Below are 18,325 nucleotides of genomic sequence, written 5' to 3' on the forward strand. Positions count from 1 at the left end.
GACCGGCCCGCGGCAGATGACCGGCCTCGCAGAAGGTGACCGGCTCCTGGCGATCCCGGCAGGTGACCGCTAGGTGACTGTTTGCATTTCTTGCGTCATTTGGCGCACTACGGGGGCCTATTCGGCGTTCTCATTTCAGTGACAGGGTCGGTGAAAGTTGCGGCCCACACGGGGAGGAAGGCTGCCCATGACGTTCACTGTCAGCCGCCGAACGCCGGTCTCGCCCGGGGACGACGAGGCCGCGTTCGCCACCGTGACGGAGATGTTCGCCATGACGCAGCGCTCGAACCACGCCACGGCCTTCGCCTGCTGGGTGGTCACGACGAGCGCCATGGGTGTGGTGCTGCAGTGGGACACGATCCGGTCGCTCACCGGGTCGGCTCCGGGCCTCGTCCTGCTGGCCGCTCTCGGCCCCGTGGCCGCCGCGCTCGGCTATGTCGTGGTGCTCCTCACACGCGCCCACACCGTCACCGCCGGCGCCCAGGAGGACTTCCACCGCTTCATCGCGATGACACCGCCGGACGAGCCGGAGTTCGCCGCGCCGGCGTTCCGGCGGCTACGGCGGCTCACCGCGGCCGCCCGTCACCGCGCGATCCTGACCCGCACCGCTCTGGCCTGGGCGTACGTCGCCGGTGCCGCGTTCCTGACCTGGAGCGCCGCCGCGGTGGCGCTGGCCTCCGGCCACCGCTGACCTCCCTCGGCCGGCCGGCGTCCGGGGCACGGAACTCCGCCCCCTCCCCGATGCTCCCGGGCGCCGGCCTCTAGACAGATTTCCCCTTTATTAGGTCCACTGGAGGTAATGAGGTTCAATAGCGAACCTCTGCCGTCACGCGCAGACGGAGACCGGGTGCAGGAGATCCTCGCGAACAGACACGGGTTTTGGCAGGCGTTGCAGGAGTCCGAACGAGCCGCGTTGCGCGCGGCCGGTCGGACTCGTGAGTATGCGACCGGCACGCTGCTGTGCAGCCAGGGCGCCGACCCCGACCACGTCCTGATCATTCTGGACGGGTGGGTGAAGGTGACGGCCGGCCGTGCGGACGGTCAGGAGGTCATGCTCGCCATCCGGGGCCCGTCGGACACGATCGGCGAGAGCGGCTGGCTGAACGGCCGGCCGCGGTCGGCCAACGTCAAGGCGCTGGGCCGGGTCCGCGCCCTCGCGATCCCCGCCGAGCAGTTCGCCTCCTTCCTCAACAGTCACGCGCACGCGGCGCAGGTCCTCGCCCGGGTGATGGTCGGTCGGATGGACGACGCCGACCGCCGGATGACCTCACAGGTGGGCACGAGCGGCCCCAAGCTGCTCGCCCTGCTCCTCCTCGATCTGGCCGAACGCTATGGCGTCCCGGGCGCCGGCGGCGCCGTCACGCTGCCGCTGCCGCTCACCCAGCAGGAGCTGGCGACGATGATCGGCAGGGCGCGGGAGACCGTCGCACGCGCGCTGACGGTGTGGCGGCGGGAGGGGATCGTCGTCACGCGCCGGATGCGCATCGTCATCCTGCGCCTGGAGGCGCTGCGCGACATCGCCGAGCGCGACGACGACGGCTGACGCACGGCGAACGCCCTGTGAACGGCGGACGTGTGTCATACAGCACATTCGCCACGGCGCCGCCGCATTAGACTTCAGGACCCCGATCACCCTTCAGCGCTGAGGGGAGCATCCTCGCCAGATGACGAGCGATCGACCGTCAGGCGGCGGATCGGGACGCTCGCGGTTACTGCGCGAGCTGCTCGAGGTCGTCACCAACCTCTGGCAGTTGATCGTCTTCCTGCTCCCCTTCGCCGGCCTCGGCGCGGCCCTCCTCCTGCGGCACCTGCGGCAGATCTCGATCGCGCTGGCCTGGGTGATCGCCGTGGCGAGTTCGCTGTCCGGCCTCATGATCCTGGCCGGTCAGAAGGACCAGATCACCAAGTGGCTCTCCGGCTGGGCCGAACACACCCGGGAGCAGGTGGCGAAGCTCGGCCGGTCGCTCCTGGCATTCGTCCTGACGGCCGCCGCGGTGGCCGGAGCCGGCTGGGCCGCCACCGGCGCGGTGGCCGTGCTGGCCGGATCCTGCTCTCCGCCCCTGGACCTGCGCGTCCTGACGGCTCCGGAGAACCTCACCGCGCTGCGGCGGGCCGCCGCGGAGTACACCGCCGCGCACTCCTCCCGATGCCGGCCGGTGCGGATCACCGTCGCGCCCTCCGGCAGCGTCCTCAACGTCGCGTCCGGTTTCCAGAACGGCTGGTACTCCGATCCAGGCGCCGGTGAGAACGGCCGCGGAGCCCTGCAGCCCGACGTCCTGATCCCGGCCTCCTCCGGTGAGGCGGACCGGCTCCTCGCGGCGCCCCATCCGGGCGTGCGGCTGAAGGACGAAGGGTCGATCGGCAGTTCGCCGCTCGCGGTCGGGATCTCCTCCTCCGCGAGCGGAGACCTGAACAACGCGCTGGCCGGCCAGGATCATCTCCGCCTCGCCGAACTGCTCGACGCGGCCCACCGCAACGGCGTCCAGGAGATCTTCCGCGCGAGCCCGGACGTCTCGGAGATCGGCGCCCTGGCCAGCGTCGACCTCTACGCCGGCCGCGCCCTCGGCGGTCCCGGGCCGGCCGAGCACATCCTCGGCAGCGCCGCCCTGCCGCTCAGCGACTCCGCCGCGCTGCTGTGCGCGTTACGGCACCGTCCCCCCTCCGACGAGCGCCTCGCGGTGATCGCCCCCGAGCAGGTCCTGGCCGACTACATGAACGGCCGGGCACTGGGCACCGCCTGCCCCGCACCCGGCGCGGGCGGGCCACAGCTGACGATCCACCGGGTCTCCGACACGCACTCCTTCGACTATCCGTTCATCCGCGTCTCCTGGGACGGCCAGTCGTCGACGCGCCGTGACCGCCGGATCGACGACTTCCGCCGCTGGCTCGGTCACGGTGGGCTGCGCGGCGAGGCGTTCCGTGACGCCGCCGGCCGCCCGGGCATCGGCGACTCCACCGGCGGCCGTCTCTACCTCGGCACGGCCCCGCGCGTGTCCGTCCGGCCGTACGGGCGCGATGAGATCAACGAGACTCTTGCCCGGTTCGCCCTGCTCAGGCCGCCTCTGCACATCATCATGGCCCTCGACGTGTCCGGGTCGATGAGCGGCGGCCGCCCGCAGGGCGGCTCCCGCTTCACCGCCGCCGTGCAGGTCGCCCGCACCGCGGCGCAGACCGTGATCCATGACAACAGGGACACCGTCGAGCTCGGAGCCTTCTCCCGGATTCAGGACAGGCCCTCGTTCCGCACCGTGGCACCCCCGGCGGGGCCCGGCACGATCGGTGCCGCGCTGGACGGCCTGACGCCCCAGGGCAGCGACATTCCCCTGTACGACGCGATCCGCGCGGCCGCCGACCGGGTCGCGGCGTACCAGGACGCCACCGTGGTCGTCCTCACCGACGGCGGGTCCGAGGAGGCCGATCCGCGCGATCGCGCCGCGGCCCTGCGCCGCGCCCTCAAGATCCGGCCGATCATCGTCCTGACGGGGACCGTCACCTGTGGGGGCTCCGCGGCGCTCAAGGCGCTGGGGCCGTCGGTGCGGTGCGTGGACGCAGGCGACCAGGAGCCGACCGACGTGGTGACGTCCGTCTTCGACCCGGCGACGCCGGCCGGTGGAGGGTGATGCGGATGCTCGGAGGCCTTCTCCGCGGACACCGCACCGCCATGCTGGCCGGTCTGGTGGCCGGCGTCGCCGCCGTCCTCGTGCCACTGGCGCCGTGGAGCGACTCGGCCGGCCGCACCCCCTGCCCCGGCCACGCCGGCATCGTCGTCGCCGCCGGCACGGACGTCAGCGCGGGGGCCGAGCGCCGGGCGCTCGTCCACGAATGGAACCTCCGGCATCAGGACGACCCGGATCTGCAGGCCCGCATCGTGGAGGTCTCCAGCCTCGCCGACCTGCAACGCAGCCAGCTCGCGGCGGTCTCCGAGGCGCGCGGCTGCGACTATGACGTGCTCACGCTCGACGCGCCCTGGACCGCGGAGTTCGCCGACCGGAAGGAGATCGTCCCGTTCCCGCTGCCCCACGGCTGGGACGACGACTTCCTGCGAGAGCTCCGGCAGTCGGTGACCTGGCACGGCACGGTGTACGCGCTGCCGTTCAACGCCGACGTCGGCCTGCTGTACTACTGGAACGACGCGCGACGGCAGGCTCCCGTGGGCCTGCCGGACCTGCTGGGCCAGGCCGCCGAGGCGGTGACCGCGCACGGTTTCCAGGCCGGATACTCCCTCCAGCTCGCCGACTACGAGGGCGCCACGGTGAACGCGCTGGAGCTCATCTGGGGTTTCGGCGGCGACGTGGTGCGGGGCGACCGGGTCGTCATCGACGCGTACGCCGCCCAGGTCCGATCCGCCCTGGCGGCCGTACACGCCAACCTGCCGCCCCAGGTCGCGGGCATCGACCGGACCGCGGGTGACGCGACCGAGGAGTCGAGCATCCAGGCGTTCGAGGCCCACCGTGTCGCCTTCATGCGGAACTGGCCGTACGCCTTCCGCACCCTCGCCGCCGACCCGCGGATGCGCTCGGGCGGCCGGCTGCGGTTCGGGGTGTCCCCGCTGCCGGGACCGAGCGTCCTCGGCGGACAGAACCTCGCCATCTCGGCGTACAGCCGGAAGAAGGAAGGGGCACGCCGCCTCATCGAGTTCCTGACCGACCGGGACGCGGAGAGCCGGTTGTTCGCCTGCGGAGGGTTCGTGCCGACCCGCGAGTCGGCGTACCGGGCGCCCCGGCCCTGCGCGGACGCGTCCCCGGGCGAACAGCCGATCGGCCAGGCCGATCTGACCCAGCTCGCCGCGCAGATCCGGCAGGCCATCGCCAGGGCGCGCCCGCGCCCGCTGACCCCGGCGTACCAGGAGTTCAGCGAGGTGTTCCGGCGTTGCCTCCGCGCGGCGGCGTTCGAGCCGGGCGAGGTGGACGTCGACTACCGCGCGTTCGCCCGGCTGCTGCGCGCGGCCTACTCCGGGCGGCCGGTCCGCACCGAGCCGGACCGTCCGTGCGGATGAGCGGCCCGGCCGACCGGAACGGGCAGCCGTCTCGGTCGGCCGGTGCGAAGAGCCGTGCCGGTCAGCCGACGGAGGAGTAGGCCACGACGCCGCGCCGGATCGCGTCCATCGCCCGCCCCGCGATGTCCCGGACCCCGCCACCCGGTGGGGCCGCGTCCGCGATCTGGCCGAGCATGTCGAGCAGTTGCTTCATCTGGCGCACGAAGTCACCGGCGGTCAGGTCGGTGTCGACCAGCACGACGTCGAGCGGGGTGCCGCTCGCCCAGCGGTACGCCGCCCAGGCGAACCCCAGGTCCGGCTCGCGCAGGAACGCCACCCGATGGTCCTTCTCGACCTCCTGCAGGTCGCCCCACAGCCGGATCATCTCGGTGAGCGCCTCCCGGACCGGTCCGGCCGGCACCCGTGGCGCCCGCCCGTCCTCCGGCGCACGCGACTCGTACACCAGCGCGGACACGGTCGAGGCGAGCTCGGCGGGGCCCAGGTCGTCGAAGAGCCCGTCGCGCAGGCACTCGGCGGTGAGCAGGTCGAGCTCGGTGTAGATCCGCCCGAGGCGGCGCCCCTCGTCGGTGACCCGCTCGCCGTCGAGGTAGCCGAGCTGGTCGAGGACCGCGCAGACCCGGTCGAACGTCCGGGAGATCACCTGGGAGCGGCCCTCCACGCGGCGGCGGAGCGCCGTCGTCTCCTTCTCCAGCCGGAAGTACCGCTCCGCCCAGCGCGCGTGGTCCTCCCGGTCGGCGCAGCCGTGGCAGGGATGCTCGCGCAGGTGCCGTCGCAGCTCGGTGATCTGCGGGTCCTCACGCGTCGCGTCCGGGCGTTTCTGCGGGCGTGGCTTGTCCAGGTGCGCCGTCTTGTTGCGCAGCGTGGAGGCCAGGTCGCGGCGGTGCTGCGCGGACCTGCGGTTGAACCACTGCGGGATCTTGATGCGCTCGACCGGCTCGACGGGGCCGCGGAAATCGGCCAGGGCGAGCTGCTTGACCTGCCGGTTGATGGTCAGGACGAGCGGCGACGGGTCGTCGGAGCGCTTCGCGGAACCGGACTCCAGGACCACCGCCGCCCCGGCGAACCGGCCGTGCGGGATCATGATGACGTCGCCGAACCGCAGCCGCTCCAGCGACCGCGCCGCCTCGGCGCGCCGGGCTCCCGACCGTTCGCGGGACAGCTCCCGCTCGCGTTCGGTGAGGCGCTGCCGCAGGCGGGCGTACTCCATGAAGTCGCCGCTGTCGCAGGTGGCCGCCTCCAGGTAGCCCTCAAGGGCCTCCTCGTTGCGGCGCAGTTGCTTGGCGAGCCCGACGACCGCGCGGTCCGCCTGGAACTGGGCGAAGGACTCCTCCAGGAGCGTGCGGGCGCGTTCGCGGCCGACCTGGCCGACGAGGTTCACGGCCATGTTGTACGACGGGCGGAAGCTGGAGTTCAGCGGGTACGTCCGCGTGCCCGCCAGGCCGGCCACCGCCGCCGGGTCGACGCCGGGCGCCCACAGGACGACGGCGTGGCCCTCCACGTCGATGCCGCGCCGCCCGGCCCGGCCGGTGAGCTGGGTGTACTCGCCGGGGGTCAGGTCGACGTGCATCTCGCCGTTCCACTTCACGAGTCGCTCGATCACGACGGTGCGGGCGGGCATGTTGATGCCCAGGGCGAGCGTCTCGGTGGCGAAGACGGCCTTGATCAGGCCTTCGGTGAACAGCTCCTCGACGACCTCCTTGAAGGTCGGCAGCATGCCCGCGTGGTGCGCCGCCAGCCCGCGCTCCAGCCCGGCCAGCCAGGTGCCGTACCCGAGGACGTCGAGGTCGGCACGCGGGATGTCCGCGGTGCGCGCCTCGACGTGCGCCCGGATCTCCTCGGCCTCCTCCTTGGAGGTGAGCCGCAGCCCGGAGTACATGCACTGTTCGACGGCCGCGTCGCAGCCGGCCCGGCTGAAGATGAAGGTGATGGCGGGCAGCAGCCCGGCGCGGTCCAGGCGCTCGATCACGTCGGCGCGTGACGGCGGCCGGTACCGCTCGGGGCGGCGTTCGCGCCGCCGCCCGGAACGGCGGCCCTGGTTGACCCGCGTGCGCCGCAGGTCGTCCAGTGCCCACCGGCGCAGGTCCGGGTTGACCTTGGTGTGCTCGTCGTCGACGAACAGGTCGTACAGCCGGTTGCCGGCGAGCATGTGCTGCCACAGCGGCACCGGCCGCTCCTCGTCGACGATGACGGTGGTCTCGCCGCGGACCTCCTGCAGCCACTCGCCGAACTCCTCGGCGTTGCTGACCGTCGCCGACAGCGCCACCAGCCGCACCGACTCGGGAAGGTGGATGATCACCTCTTCCCAGACCGCGCCGCGGAACCGGTCGGCGAGGTAGTGCACCTCGTCCATCACGACGAACGCCAGCCCGGCCAGCGTCGAGGACCCGGCGTACAGCATGTTGCGCAGGACCTCGGTCGTCATGACGACGATCGGCGCCTCGCCGTTGATGGCGTTGTCGCCGGTGAGCAGGCCGACCTTGCCCGCGCCGTAGCGGCGGACGAGGTCGGCGTACTTCTGGTTGGACAGCGCCTTGATGGGCGTGGTGTAGAAGCATTTCCGGCCGCCCGCGAGCGCCAGGTGCACGGCGAACTCGCCGACGACGGTCTTGCCCGACCCGGTGGGCGCGGCGACGAGCACGCCGTGGCCCTCCTCCAGCGCACGGCAGGCGTCGACCTGGAAGAAGTCCAGGTCGAAGTCGTACAGGCTTTGGAACTCGGTCAGCGCGGGCGTGAAGAGCGCCATGCGCTGCCGGTGCGCCGCGTAGCGCTCCGCGGGGGTGGTCATGGCTCAAGCCTACGGACCACCGCCGACCGAAACGGTGGCACTCCGTGGATTGCGGACCCCGCCGGTCCGGATCGCGGGCCCGGCGGAGACGGCCGCGTGCGGCCCGCGCCTACACGCGCTCGCCGTCCTCCAGCTCGCCGTCGGGCAGGTCCAGCGGGGAGGCCTCGTCGTCCGACAGGCCCGCGTACGGGTCGGGCCGGGCGGCCTTACGCCGATCGTGGATGTAGGCGATGACCTCGGCGACCTCGAAGAGCAGGACGGTCGGCAGTGCCAGCGCCAGCATCGTGAACGGGTCCTGGCTGGGGGTGGCCACGGCCGCGAACACGAACAGCCCGAAGATGATCAGGCGGCGGGACTTGCGGATGCGGGCGTGCGTCAGCACCCCCGCCAGGTTGAGGATCACGACGAACAGCGGCAGCTCGAACGTCACGCCGAAGATCAGGAGCATCGCGACGGCGTAGCCGAGATAGCTCGAGACCGTGATGAGGGCGGTGGTGCCGTTCGGGACGAAGCCGAGCAGGATGCCCAGCCCCTTGTCGAGCGTCACGTAGGCCAGCGTGGCGCCGCCGACGAACAGCGGAACCGAGGCGGCCAGGAAGGCGTACGTCCAGCGGCGCTCGCGCTGGTACAGCCCCGGAGCGACGAACGCCCAGAGCTGGTACAGCCAGATCGGAGAGGAGATCACCACTCCGACGATCAACGAGATCTTGAGCTCGAGGAAGAAACCCTCGGTCAGGCCGTTGACGACCAGGCCGCACCCCTTGCCCAGACGGTTCTTCTCCGGGAGCTGGCAGTACGGCTGCTGGAGGAACTTCCAGATCGGGTCGAAGAACCACAGCCCCACGCCCGTGCCCACCAGGATGCCCAGCAGGGCCTTGAGCAGGCGGTTTCTCAACTCGCGGATGTGCTCGATGAGCGGCATGCGCCCATCGGGGTTCGTGCTCCGCGACGGTCTGATCGTCATGGTCGTCGATTGTGCCGGTCGGTCAGGACTTCCTGCCGGGCTCCGTCTGGGAAAGCGGCACGCCGCTGATGGTGGTGCCGTCCTCGGCCGAGGCGTTCAGCTGCGGCTGCTGGGCCGCCGCCTGCTGCTCCAGCAGCGCCGCCTGCTCGCGGAGCCGGGCGGCCTGCGCGCGGGCGTCCTGCGGCTGGCGCGGCTGATCGTCGTCGTCGCTGATCAGGCCCTTGGTCTCGGACTTGAAGATCCGCATCGACCGGCCGAGCGAACGAGCGGCCTGGGGCAGCTTGGCGGAACCGAACAGCACCAGGATGACGACCGCGATGATCGCGATCTCCCAGGGACCAAGATCCATTTGAAGTCCTCTTCAGCAGGAGGGGTGTTACTCCCCCCGATCGTACGCCGTCGAGCCGGATGTCTCACTCCCCTGATCGTTCCAAGCGGTGCAACTCACGGGCGAAGGCCTCCTGTTTCGGCTCCAGACGCGCCCGCGTCCGCCGCAGTTCACGGCCCAGACCACGGACGGCCAGGCCCACCTTGACCGCGCACACGCTCAGAACCACCAGCCCGGCGAAGGCCAGCCCGACGTACAGCATCATCCACGGCACACGCCGACCATAGCGGGGTTCGCCGGCGCGGGCGCCGTCACGGTCCGCCGGCTGTCACGCGTCGTACAGCTTCAGGGCGCGGGCGGCGTCCTCGCGGACCTGGGCGGCCAGTTGGGCGGGCTCGACGATGCGGCCGCTGCCCGCGAGCCGCAGCGCCAGCCGGCGCACCCAGCGCACGTCGCGGGTCCGCAGCACGACGCGGAGACGTCCCTCTCCCAGCTCCGCGACGCTCTCGCAGGGATAGTGGTCGGCGACCCAGCGCCCGGCCGGGGACAACTCCAGCGTCACCCGTACGTCCTCCGGCGAGGGACGGAACAGCCCGGCGTCCAGGTCGAGCGGCTCGGCCTCCTCCGGGATGCTGGCGGCGACGTCGAGGACCCGCAGGTCCACGATCCGGTCCAGGCGGAACAGCCGGACGGCCTCGGCACGACGGCACCAGCCCTCCAGGTAGGACCAGCCGTCGACGAGGAGCAACCGCATCGGGTCGACGTCGCGCACGGTGTTCTCGTCCCGGCCCGGCACGTAGTAGGTCATCCGCAGCCGGCGGCCCTGGTCGAGACCCGAGCGCACCTGGACCAGGACGTCCGGGCGCACGTCGAGCTCGACGGCGACCTGGCTGCTCGGCCGCGCGGCGGTGCCCGCCGCGTCCTCCAGCTTGGCGATCACCCGGCTCACGGCGTCGCCGTGCTCGGGGAGCCCGGCGATCGTGCGCAGCGCGACGAGGAGGGCGGCGGCCTCGTCGACGTCGAGCCGCAGCGGCCGGCTGATCGACTCCGCCTCGCAGACCACGATCTCGCCGCCCTCGTACGACAGGTCGATCGGGCAGTACGGGTCGGGCGCGCGCAGTTCGACGCACCACAGGAGGTTCAGGTCGTCGATGATCTGTTTCTCGGTCACGCCGAACGCCTCCGCGGCCTCCTCGACGCTGACCGAGCTGCGGTTGATGACGTACGGGACGAGGGCGAGCAGCCGCCGCAGCCGTTCCGAGGAGCTCACTGGCACACCGCCTTCAGATGCTGGATCATCGCGTCGCGCGCGTCCGGCGGCTCGACCACGACCACGTCGTCGGCGAACCCGGCGAGGTGGTCGGCGAGCTTGTCCACCTCGGCGAACGTCAGCTCCGCCAGATCCCACTCGTCGTCGTCGCGGCGGATGTTCGCCGCCCAGCGCCGGATGCCGTCCGCCGCGCCGCGCCGCAGGCGCACGGTCGCCGTACGCCGCCCGGGCGCCGGACCGCCCATGGAGGTGACGACCTCCCGCACGTCGACGCCCTCCGGCACGGTCACCGTGCCGGCGGGCCCGTCGGCGGCGACGTCGCCCCGGATCCGGCTGAGGCGGAAGACCCGCGCCTCGCCTCGGTCGCGATCGTGGCCGGCGACGTACCAGCGGCCGTGTCTGCTGACCACTCCCCAGGGCTCGAGGTGGCGGCGCTGCGGCGCGCTCCGGCCCACGCCCTGGTACTCGAAGGCGACCGGCCGCCGGTCACGCACCGCGCGCCACAGGGCCGGGAAGGCCGGCTCGTCGGTGCCGACCCTGGGCTCGATGCCGAGGGAGGCCGCCTCGTCGGTGTCCACGCCCGCGGCCCGCAGCTTCAGCAGCGCTCCGGAGGCCGCCTCGGCCAGGCTGGCCCGCTGCCACACCCGGGCGGCGAGCCCGAGGACGGCGGCCTCGTCGCGGGCCAGCTGGATCTCCGGCAGCTCGTACGCCTGGCGCTGGATGCGGTAGCCCGGCTCCTCGTCGCCGTCGCTGCCCATCTCGAGGGGGATGCCGAGCTCGCGCACTTCCTCCTTGTCGCGCTCGAACATCCGCTTGAACGCCTCGTCCCCACCGGGATAGCCCGGTACGGCCTGGCGGATCTGCTCAGCGGTGAGGTACCGCCGGGTGGCCAGCAGGCACACCACGAGATTGAGCAGCCGCTCGGTCTTGCGGCGCGACATCGTCCACTCCTTCTGGCCCGTCCCCGTGGCCTCCGACGCTACCGTTGGCGGGTGATCCGATGGCGCAAAGGCACGGTTGTCAAGATACGCCGCGAATGGCCCGGAGCGGTCGAACTCGACGTCATGATCGACGACGAGGGCGAAGCCCGCGCACTGGCCTACCCGGCCCTGGTGGGACGGCCCCGGCCGGGCGACGCCGTGCTGCTCAACACGACGGCGCTCGCGATGGGGCTCGGCACCGGAGGGTACGCCATGGTGGTCGCGGTCCCCGACCGTTTCCCACCGGATCCGCCCGGCCCGGGCCATCTGGTGAAGGCACGCTACACCCCCTTGCAGGCCACCGTGCTCGGCGCGGACGAGCAGGACTCCGCCCACCACGAGGTCCTGCGCGATGCCGAATCGATCGACGGGATGCCGGTGGTCGTCGCCGACCTGCACTCGGCGCTGCCGGCGATCATCGCCGGGCTGCACCTCGACCGCCCCGGCACCCGCGTCGTCTACGTCATGCCGGACGGCGGCGCGCTGCCCGCCTGGTTCTCCCGGACGGTCGCGACGCTGCGGGAGGCGGGCGCGCTGACCGCGACGGTGACGGTCGGCCAGGCGTTCGGCGGCGACCTGGAGGCGGTGACCCTGCACACCGGCCTGCTCGCCGCCCGTCTGGTGCTCGGCGCCGAGGTCGCCGTCGTCGCCCAGGGCCCGGGGAACCTCGGCACGGGCACCCGCTGGGGCTTCTCCGGGGTGTCGGCGGGCGAGGCGGTGAACGCCGCGGCGGTCCTGGAGGGCCGCCCGGTGGCGTCCCTGCGGGTCAGCGAGGCCGACGCGCGCGAGCGTCACCGCGGGATCTCCCACCACAGCCTGACCGCCTACGGCCGCGTCGCCCTGGCACGGGCCCAGGTGGTCGTGCCGGATCTGCCGGGGGAGTTCGGCGACCGGGTGCGGGCCGAGGCCGCGCCGCTCGGCGCGCGGCACGAACTCGTCACCGTTCCCGTGGACGGCCTGGAGAAGGCGGTCCGCGACTCGCCCGTGCGGGTCTCGACCATGGGCCGCGGGCTGGACCAGGACCTCGCGGGCTTCCTGGCGGTCGCCGCCGCCGGACGCCACGCCGCGAGCCTGCTGGGCCGGCGCCTCGACGACGCCGATCGATAGCCGGGGACCTGCCGGCCTTACGAGAAATGCCCTGGTCGTTACCGTCCGCTTGCCCTACCGGGAACGTCGGCGAGGATCCTGGAAGCGGAAGGCGAGGAAGGGCGATCGCGAGCTGCTCACGCCCTTCTCGTCTTCGGCAATGAGGAGATCATCGTGCTCAGCAGGAGGAGCGTCTCCACCGGCCTCGTCGTGATCGCCGCCACGGCCGGCGCGCTCTTCGCCACTCCGCCCGCGTCCCACCAGAGCGTCCCCGCGACGCACGTCAGCGCGGCCGTGGCCCGGGTGGGCGCGAGCACGTCACCCGGCGACGGCACGTGGCGCCATGGCGGCCTCAGGCACCAAGGCCGCGCGCACCCCCGCCACTGCTCGGGCCCCTGTGGTCATCGCGCTCGCCACGGCCGCTCCGGCCACCCGCGCTCGCGGCGCCTCTCCCGCCACGGTGGCCTCCGGGAGGATTTGCATCGGGCGGCGCGCGTCTTCGCGCACTGAGCCGGGGACGACGAAGACGCCGGAGCTCGATTCCGGCGTCTTCCTGGTCGAGGTGATCAGATCGTGAGCGACCACCCGGCGACCGTCTTTACGTTGTAGATCATACGGGGACGAGCACGCCGTCCGGGTCGTACGTCTCCCGGAACGTGAACGCCTCCGGCCCGGGGCCCTCACGCCGCACGCGCTCCAGACGGTCCCGCGCCTCCTCCACCGACGGGATCCGGCCCGCCGGCACCCACCACATGACGATGTAGGGCTCGGCCATGCGCAGGAACCATTCGCGGCGCCGGCGCAGCACGTCGAGGTGGCCCGACCGGTAGGTGAAGTTCCACAGCGCCTCGCGCGACTCCCAGACCGACATGTTGATGATGACGTCGTCGCCGTACGGGCGGATGGTCGTCGCGTCGTCCGCGTCCCCGTCCGTCAGCCGCCAGACGAAGCCGGGAGCGGAGTCGGCCAGGGCGTTGATGGGCTCGAACAGGGCCAGGAACTCGGCCATCGACGGGGCGTCGAGGGGCTCGCGGAGGCGGGCGACGTTGAACTGCGCCAGGTGGTGTTCCGTCATGCCCGCCAGCAGACCATCGCCTCCGCCTCTATGTCAACTCTCATTGTTTTTAGAAACCAGCACCACGCAGCACTCCCCCGGCCTCGGATCCATGCGCGCCGCCACGCCCGTCGCTCCCAGCCCCTCGATCAGGCCTTCCAGCAGCGCCAGGTTCATCCCGCAGACGACAGGGGGGAACTCCACGGCCAGCGCGTGGAACGGGCAGTTGCGCAGCCGCAGGTCGGCGCCGTCGCGGTACGGCTCATAGCCCCGCGCCCGCAACGCGGCCGCCATTCCCTCGCCCTCCGGGCCCTCACCGGCGTGAGGACCCGCCTCCCCGGCGGCGGCCGCTCCGGCCGACCGGCCACGGCGCCGCGCCAGCCGCTCCAGGATCTCCTCGCCGCCGACCTCCTCGACGACCTCGGCCAGGAGCTCCGCCGGCACCCGGTAGTCGCGCGGTGGCAGGCTCACCGCCCGTTCCGCCGCCGAACGCCGGTACAGCTTCGCGGGCCGGCCGGCGCCCGGCCCGCTCCGCCCGGCGGGCCGCCGGAAGACCGCGTCGAGGAGGCCCGCCTCAGTGAGGCGGTCGAGATGAAAGGCGGCCAGGGTGCGCTGGACCCCGGCCGCGTCCGCGGCCTCCGCCCGGCCCACCTCGTGATCCTGCGCGGCCACGTAGTCGTAGAGCCTCCGGCGTACCGGATCCTGCAGGGCCGCGATGGCGTCGACGTCGTTCACGTCCCGAGTCTAGGGACGCGGCTCCGGCCGGCCGCCTCAGGACGCGTGACGAGGACCTGGGTGACGAACGGCCGAGCGGCTCAGGACGTACGGCGAGGACCTCCGTGACGAGCGGCCGAGCGGCTCAGAACGCGCGGCGAGGACCTCCGTGACGAGCGGACGGCCGGCTCAGTACGCGGCGAGAATGTCGATCACGAACGCGAGCGTGTCGTTCTTCTTGATCCCCGAGGCGGCGTGTCCGTTCGCCCCGTAGCCGTCCTTCGGCGGGATCACGACGAGCACCCGGCTGCCGACCCGCTGCCCGACCACGGCCTTGTCCCAGCCCTTGATCATCTGGCCGGCTCCGGCCATCGCCGAGTCGGGACGCCCGCGGGAGCGCGTGGACTCGAAGACCTTGCCCGTCCGCCAGATCTGACCCAGGTCGTGGAAGACGACGAGCTGATGCGCCTGAACCGGCGGCCCACCGCCCTGGACGATCGTCCTGACCCGCAACCCTCCGGGAGGTGCCGTCGCGGGGATCCTCATCGTCGGCGTGGCCCCCGCGGTGACCTGCGGAAGCGTCCGGTCGTTCTGCGGCTGCGGCTGCCCGTGCGCGCTCGCTCCGTTGTGGTACGTCGCGAGCACGTCGAGCACGAACACCATGGTGTCCCCGGCGCCGATCTGCCACGGCGCGTATCCGCTCGGCCCGTACCCCTGGCCCGGCGGGATCACGGCCAGCACCCGGCCGCCCGGCCGCTGGCCCGCGAGGGCCTTGTTCAGGCCCGTGACCAGGCGGCCGTACGGGAAGATCGCGGGCCGGCCCGCCTCGTAGCTGCTGGCGACCAGCTTGTGGTCACCACCGTTCCAGCGGTATCCGACGTAGTTGGCGACCACGAGGTCGCCGTCGGTCACCTCCGAGCCCTTCCCCTTCCGCAGGGTCTCGACCTTCAGCTTCCCCGACGGGGCGGACGCCGGGATCGTCACCGTGGGCTGGTGGCCCACGATCCCGGCGACCTTCAACCCCTCGGGCAGGCCGCCCCCGCTGCACGCCGTGGCGGCGACCAAGGGGAACAGGGCCAGCGCGGCGACGCGCCGCATGCGCGAACCTCCGAACACCGGGCGATCAGTACGAACCGAGGACGTCGACGACGAACACGAGCGTGTCGGTGCCCTTGATGCCGCCCTGCGGCGAGCCCTTCGAGCCGTAGCCCTCCTTCGGCGGAACCACCAGGAGCACCCGGCTGCCGGCCTTCTGACCGACCAGGCCCTTGTCCCAGCCCGGGATGACCTGCCCGACGCCGATCGGGAACGACGCGGGCGCGCCGCGCTGCCACGACGAGTCGAAGACCTTACCGTTCCGCCACAGCACGCCGTGGTACTGCGCGATCAGCGTCTGGCCCTTCTGCACCACCGGGCCGTTGCCCTGGATCAGGGTCTTGACCTGCAGCGTGCCGGGAGCGTCCGTGGACGGGATCTTGACCGTCGGCGCCTTGCCCGCGTCGGCGGTCACCGTCGGCAGCTTGGGATCGTCGAGCTTCTGCGGCGTGCCCTGCGCCGAGGCCGTCTTGCCGAAGCTGTTCAGCACGTCGACCGTCACGACGAAGTCGTCGGTCTTGCCGAGCTGCAGCGACTGGGCGATCTGGTCGCCGACCGCCTGGTACGGCAGGGTCATCACCAGCCGCGTCCCCGCCTTACGCCCGGTGATCGCCTTGTCGAGCGGGGCCAGCCCGGTCAGCTGACCCGCCTGACCGACGACCGGCTGCTTCTTGGTGTAGGTGTTCAGCAGCTCCTTGCCGCCGCCCTTGGCGCCCCACTTGTAGGCGACCAGCTGCGCGACGACGAGGTCGCCGTTGGCCACGGCGTTGCCCGAGCCCGCCACGACCTCCTTCACCTGCTGCTTCACGGGTGGCTTGTCCTTGGGCACCTTGACCGCCGGTGCCTTGCCGAACGCGCCCGTCACCTTCACCGACGGCGCCGGGCGGGTCTCGTACCAGACCGCCGCGCTGGTCGCCAGCGCCACGAGCACGACCCCGGCGGTCGTGAAAAGGATCTTGCGGCGTTTCGCCTGGGCGCGCGTGCCCGAGCGGGGAGCGCCACGGCCCTTGGCGCCCAGCGCGTGCGGCGTGAACTCGTTCCGCGTGATCTCCTGGGCCGCCGGAATCTTCAGCTTGATCGGATCCGGCTGCGCGAACCGGCTCTTCGGCTCGTCACCGGAGTCGCCCTCGGCCGCGGCCTCCCCGGCGGCAGACGGCTCCGTCCCGCCCGCCGCCTCCTCGGGGTCCTCGCCCTCGTCCTCGGCTCGCACCTCGGCCGCCTCGGCGCCCTTCCCGCCGCTCACGGCCGCCTCGGCGTCCTCCGTCTCGGGCCGCTCGGCGGCTCCGGGCTCACCGCTCGCCGTGGGGTCCGCCGCGGAGGCGTCCCGCCCCTCGGCGTCCTGCGGCTCGTCCGTCCGCGTCTGCTCGCGGCCTTTGACTTCAGACATCTTCTCCACCGTTTCGCGGGTCGACGACGTTCGCGACAAGCACCCCACCCTGTCAGCGGGCATCTAAAGGTAGCGTGAGAACGCCGCTACATTCCCGCGATCAACTTGTCGACGCGGTCATCGACCGACCGGAACGGGTCCTTGCACAGGACCGTCCGCTGCGCCTGGTCGTTCAGCTTCAGGTGCACCCAGTCGACCGTGAAGTCCCGCCGCTTCTCCTGCGCCTTGCGGATGAACTCCCCGCGCAACCGGGCCCGCGTCGTCTGCGGCGGCACCGACTTGGCCTGGAAGATGTCCAGGTCACGCGCGACCCGCTCGACGGCTCCCTTGCGCTCCAGCAGGTAGTAGAGGCCCCGGCCACGGTGCACGTCGTGGTAGGCCAGGTCGAGCTGCGCCACCCGCGGCGAGCTCAGCGGCAGATCGTACTTGTGCCGGTACCGCTCGATCAGCTGGTACTTCGTCACCCAGTCGATCTCACGGGCCACCAGGTCCAGGTCACCCGTCTCCACGGCGCGCACGGTCCGCTCCCACAGGTCGAGCACGCGCAGCACCACCGGGTCCGCGCCCCGCCGGTCGATGAACTCCCGCGCCTTGTCGAGGTACTCCTTCTGGATCTCCAGCGAACTGGCCTCCCGGCCGTTGGCCAGGCGCACCTTGCGCCGGCCGGTCATGTCGTGGCTGACCTCCCGGATCGCCCGGATCGGGTTCTCCAGCGTCAGGTCGCGCATCACGACCCCCGCCTCGACCATGCGCAGCACCAGGTCGGTCGCGCCGACCTTGAGCAGCATCGTCGTCTCGCTCATGTTCGAGTCGCCGACGATGACGTGCAGCCGCCGGAAACGCTCGGCGTCCGCGTGCGGCTCGTCCCGCGTGTTGATGATGGGCCGCGAACGCGTCGTCGCGGACGACACGCCCTCCCAGATGTGCTCGGCGCGCTGGCTCACGCAGTACACCGCGCCGCGCGGCGTCTGCAGCACCTTGCCGGCGCCGCAGATGATCTGACGCGTCACCAGGAACGGGATCAGCACGTCGGCCAGCCGGCCGAACTCGCCGTGCCGCCCGACCAGGTAGTTCTCGTGGCACCCGTAGGAGTTGCCGGCCGAGTCGGTGTTGTTCTTGAACAGGTAGATGTCGCCCGCGATGCCCTCCTCGCGAAGGCGCCGCTCGGCGTCGACGAGCAGACCCTCCAGGATCCGCTCCCCCGCCTTGTCGTGCACGACGAGCTCGTCGACGCTGTCACACTCGGGCGTCGCGTACTCAGGATGACTGCCGACATCGAGGTACAGCCGTGCCCCGTTGCGCAGGAACACGTTGCTGCTACGGCCCCACGAGACGACCCTGCGGAAGAGGTACCGGGCCACCTCGTCGGGTGACAACCGCCGCTGCCCGCGAAAGGTGCACGTTACGCCGTACTCGTTCTCCAACCCGAAGATGCGCCTATCCACATCCGCAAGGCTATGCGTCCGAAGGCCGCCGTTGGTAGAGATCAGGTTGCGGTATGCGGTCACCCGCTCCCGCGTCCGGCCGGTCCGGCGGCCGGACGACCGCGCCCGCACGGCGCGTCGCGGCCCCGCCGTGGACAGGCGACCACGCCGAAGCGGCGGCCGGCGCACCCGCCTTTACGTTGTAGATCAAAAAGAGCGGCGCCCGCCCGCCGCGCCTTCCG

Annotated in this window: 17 protein-coding genes; 5 read left to right on the top strand and 12 right to left on the bottom strand. The window is 72.1% G+C overall.

The features are described 5' to 3' along the window. The first annotated feature begins 187 nt into the window (after positions 1-187). The 4 genes from NE234_RS27365 (at position 188) to NE234_RS27380 (ending at position 4,996) form a co-directional block, all read left to right on the top strand. Positions 188-691, top strand: coding sequence for a hypothetical protein (locus NE234_RS27365; RefSeq protein ID WP_252783526.1), 504 nt, complete (start codon positions 188-190; stop codon positions 689-691). A gap of 156 nt (positions 692-847) precedes the next feature. Continuing rightward, positions 848-1,543: a Crp/Fnr family transcriptional regulator gene (locus NE234_RS27370; protein ID WP_252783527.1), complete on the top strand. Its 696-nt coding sequence runs from the start codon at positions 848-850 to the stop codon at positions 1,541-1,543. A gap of 121 nt (positions 1,544-1,664) precedes the next feature. After that, positions 1,665-3,620 carry a VWA domain-containing protein gene (locus NE234_RS27375; protein ID WP_252783528.1) on the top strand — a complete coding sequence of 652 codons (1,956 nt, stop codon included), beginning with the start codon at positions 1,665-1,667 and terminating at the stop codon, positions 3,618-3,620. Continuing rightward, positions 3,620-4,996 (top strand): extracellular solute-binding protein, encoded by a 1,377-nt coding sequence (locus tag NE234_RS27380; RefSeq protein ID WP_252783529.1) that lies wholly within the window; start codon positions 3,620-3,622, stop codon positions 4,994-4,996. Before NE234_RS27375 ends, NE234_RS27380 begins: the two co-directional genes overlap by 1 nt. Positions 4,997-5,057: 61 nt before the next feature. On the opposite strand, the gene NE234_RS27385 is transcribed toward NE234_RS27380, so the two are convergent. From NE234_RS27385 to NE234_RS27410, 6 genes are all read right to left on the bottom strand, one after another. Beyond that, complete coding sequence (locus NE234_RS27385; protein ID WP_252783530.1) at positions 5,058-7,781, bottom strand: DEAD/DEAH box helicase; 2,724 nt, start codon at positions 7,779-7,781, stop codon at positions 5,058-5,060. Between the two features lie 109 nt (positions 7,782-7,890). Continuing rightward, a complete protein-coding gene (gene tatC, locus NE234_RS27390; protein ID WP_252783531.1) occupies positions 7,891-8,745 on the bottom strand; it encodes a twin-arginine translocase subunit TatC in 855 nt (284 codons plus the stop codon). Between the two features lie 22 nt (positions 8,746-8,767). Continuing rightward, on the bottom strand, positions 8,768-9,094 hold the full coding sequence (gene tatA, locus NE234_RS27395) for a Sec-independent protein translocase subunit TatA (RefSeq protein WP_252783532.1): 327 nt from the start codon (positions 9,092-9,094) through the stop codon (positions 8,768-8,770). Between the two features lie 64 nt (positions 9,095-9,158). Next, positions 9,159-9,347 (bottom strand): hypothetical protein, encoded by a 189-nt coding sequence (locus NE234_RS27400; RefSeq protein ID WP_406567078.1) that lies wholly within the window; start codon positions 9,345-9,347, stop codon positions 9,159-9,161. Positions 9,348-9,401: 54 nt separating this feature from the next. Further along, positions 9,402-10,343 (bottom strand): helix-turn-helix transcriptional regulator, encoded by a 942-nt coding sequence (locus NE234_RS27405; protein WP_252783533.1) that lies wholly within the window; start codon positions 10,341-10,343, stop codon positions 9,402-9,404. Continuing rightward, the gene (locus NE234_RS27410) at positions 10,340-11,284 is read right to left on the bottom strand and encodes a helix-turn-helix transcriptional regulator (RefSeq protein ID WP_252783534.1); all 945 of its coding nucleotides are present in this window, start codon (positions 11,282-11,284) and stop codon (positions 10,340-10,342) included. Before NE234_RS27410 ends, NE234_RS27405 begins: the two co-directional genes overlap by 4 nt. A gap of 51 nt (positions 11,285-11,335) precedes the next feature. On the opposite strand from NE234_RS27410, the gene NE234_RS27415 reads away from it, so the two are divergent. Beyond that, positions 11,336-12,430, top strand: coding sequence for a DUF3866 family protein (locus tag NE234_RS27415; RefSeq protein ID WP_252783535.1), 1,095 nt, complete (start codon positions 11,336-11,338; stop codon positions 12,428-12,430). 116 nt (positions 12,431-12,546) lie between these two features. Here NE234_RS27415 and NE234_RS27420 read toward each other — a convergent pair whose 3' ends face one another. The 6 genes from NE234_RS27420 to pafA form a co-directional block, all read right to left on the bottom strand. After that, positions 12,547-12,726, bottom strand: coding sequence for a hypothetical protein (locus NE234_RS27420; protein WP_252783536.1), 180 nt, complete (start codon positions 12,724-12,726; stop codon positions 12,547-12,549). 293 nt (positions 12,727-13,019) lie between these two features. Then, the gene (locus NE234_RS27425; RefSeq protein WP_252783537.1) at positions 13,020-13,484 is read right to left on the bottom strand and encodes a DUF3291 domain-containing protein; all 465 of its coding nucleotides are present in this window, start codon (positions 13,482-13,484) and stop codon (positions 13,020-13,022) included. A 33-nt stretch (positions 13,485-13,517) separates the two neighbouring features. Beyond that, the gene (locus NE234_RS27430; protein WP_252783538.1) at positions 13,518-14,198 is read right to left on the bottom strand and encodes a helix-turn-helix transcriptional regulator; all 681 of its coding nucleotides are present in this window, start codon (positions 14,196-14,198) and stop codon (positions 13,518-13,520) included. Positions 14,199-14,366: 168 nt separating this feature from the next. Then, positions 14,367-15,275: an FKBP-type peptidyl-prolyl cis-trans isomerase gene (locus NE234_RS27435; protein WP_252783539.1), complete on the bottom strand. Its 909-nt coding sequence runs from the start codon at positions 15,273-15,275 to the stop codon at positions 14,367-14,369. A 25-nt stretch (positions 15,276-15,300) separates the two neighbouring features. Continuing rightward, positions 15,301-16,659, bottom strand: a complete 1,359-nt coding sequence (locus NE234_RS27440; protein WP_252783540.1) for an FKBP-type peptidyl-prolyl cis-trans isomerase — start codon at positions 16,657-16,659, stop codon at positions 15,301-15,303. An 86-nt stretch (positions 16,660-16,745) separates the two neighbouring features. Next, on the bottom strand, positions 16,746-18,104 hold the full coding sequence (pafA, locus tag NE234_RS27445) for a Pup--protein ligase (protein WP_252783541.1): 1,359 nt from the start codon (positions 18,102-18,104) through the stop codon (positions 16,746-16,748). Between the last annotated feature and the right edge of the window lie 221 nt (positions 18,105-18,325).

This window comes from Actinoallomurus rhizosphaericola (assembly GCF_024055675.1).
Classification (GTDB): Bacteria; Actinomycetota; Actinomycetes; order Streptosporangiales; family Streptosporangiaceae; genus Actinoallomurus; species Actinoallomurus soli.

What these genes read in the sequence shown, in the direction of transcription:
- NE234_RS27410 (WP_252783534.1), bottom strand. Translation starts at nt 11,284, where the DNA reads ATGTCGCGCCGCAAGACCGAGCGGCTGCTCAATCTCGTGGTGTGCCTG.
- NE234_RS27375 (WP_252783528.1), top strand. Translation starts at nt 1,665, where the DNA reads ATGACGAGCGATCGACCGTCAGGCGGCGGATCGGGACGCTCGCGGTTA.
- tatA (WP_252783532.1), bottom strand. Translation starts at nt 9,094, where the DNA reads ATGGATCTTGGTCCCTGGGAGATCGCGATCATCGCGGTCGTCATCCTG.
- tatC (WP_252783531.1), bottom strand. Translation starts at nt 8,745, where the DNA reads ATGACGATCAGACCGTCGCGGAGCACGAACCCCGATGGGCGCATGCCG.
- NE234_RS27365 (WP_252783526.1), top strand. Translation starts at nt 188, where the DNA reads ATGACGTTCACTGTCAGCCGCCGAACGCCGGTCTCGCCCGGGGACGAC.
- NE234_RS27440 (WP_252783540.1), bottom strand. Translation starts at nt 16,659, where the DNA reads ATGTCTGAAGTCAAAGGCCGCGAGCAGACGCGGACGGACGAGCCGCAG.
- NE234_RS27435 (WP_252783539.1), bottom strand. Translation starts at nt 15,275, where the DNA reads ATGCGGCGCGTCGCCGCGCTGGCCCTGTTCCCCTTGGTCGCCGCCACG.
- NE234_RS27425 (WP_252783537.1), bottom strand. Translation starts at nt 13,484, where the DNA reads ATGACGGAACACCACCTGGCGCAGTTCAACGTCGCCCGCCTCCGCGAG.
- NE234_RS27385 (WP_252783530.1), bottom strand. Translation starts at nt 7,781, where the DNA reads ATGACCACCCCCGCGGAGCGCTACGCGGCGCACCGGCAGCGCATGGCG.
- NE234_RS27380 (WP_252783529.1), top strand. Translation starts at nt 3,620, where the DNA reads ATGCGGATGCTCGGAGGCCTTCTCCGCGGACACCGCACCGCCATGCTG.